Annotated in this window: 1 protein-coding gene and 1 pseudogene; both read left to right on the top strand. The window is 66.2% G+C overall.

Annotated elements, in window-relative coordinates; genetic code table 11:
• Positions 1 to 309 (top strand): M13-type metalloendopeptidase (locus U1700_RS15235; protein WP_332753511.1); only part of this gene is annotated, 309 nt, incomplete at its 5' end.
• Positions 310 to 367: 58 nt separating this feature from the next.
• Positions 368 to 1,079, top strand: a pseudogene (locus U1700_RS15230) (M13 family metallopeptidase N-terminal domain-containing protein); the annotation flags it as partial.

The raw sequence follows: 1,079 nt of genomic DNA, 5'->3' as shown, positions 1-1,079 counted from the left end.
GAGAATATCGCCGATCTGGCGGGCCTGACTGTCGCGCTCGACGCCTATCACAAGTCGCTGGGCGGCAAGCCCGCGCCGGTGATCGACGGCACGACCGGCGACCAGCGCTTCTATTATGGCTGGGCGCAGGTGTGGCGGACGAAGTGGCGCGAACCGGCGCTGCGCCAGGCGCTGCTGTCCGATCCGCACTCGCCGGGGCATGAGCGCGTGCTGACCGTGCGCAACCTCGATCCCTGGTATGCCGCGTTCGGCGTCAAGCCGACCGACAAGATGGCGCTGACGCCGCAGCAGCGCGTCCGCATCTGGTAATCGACCGAATGACAGGCCCTCCGGCACCGACCGGGGGGCCTTTTTTGCTTTGGAGAGAATGATGAAGAGCTTGGCCATCGCCGCGCTGCTCGGCGCGACCGCGATCACGGGAACCGTGGCTTTGAACGCGCAGGATCGCCCCGCCGCCGCCAACGGCCCGACCTATGGGCGTTTCGGCTTCGACGAAAAGGGCATGGACAAATCCGTGCGCCCCGGCGACGACTTCTATGGCTTTGCCAATGGCGAATGGGCAAAGACCACCGCCATCCCTGCGGACAAGTCCAGCTATGGTGCGTTCGACAAACTCGCCGATCTGTCGCGGGAGCGCACCCACACCATCTTGGAACAGGCCAAGGGGCAGGGGAACCAGATCGGTACCGCCTATGCGACCTATCTCGACACCGCCACGATCGAGGCCAAGGGGCTGGCGCCGATCCAGCCCTGGCTGAGCCGGATCAAGGGGCTGAACGACAAGTCGGGCTACGCCGCCTTGCTGGCCGAGGCGGATCGGAACGGCGTCGGCATCCCCTTCGGCTCGGGTGTCGGTCAGGATGCGCGCCAGCCCAATCTCTACACCGTCGGCTTGCGTCAGTCCGGCCTGGGGATGCCCGACCGCGACTATTATCTGAGCGACGATCCCAAGCTGACGGCCGCGCGCGCCGCCTATCAGGCGCATCTGGCCAAGATGCTGACCATGGCGGGCGAAGCGGATGCCGAGGCGCGCGCGCAGGCGATCGTCGCTTTCGAGACGCAGATCGCCAAGGTTCACT

This window comes from Sphingomonas sp. RB1R13, assembly GCF_036663775.1.
Lineage (GTDB): Bacteria > Pseudomonadota > Alphaproteobacteria > Sphingomonadales > Sphingomonadaceae > Sphingomicrobium.
The sequence above is the reverse complement of the archived record's forward strand: the minus strand, read 5'-3'. Positions and strand labels throughout refer to the sequence as shown.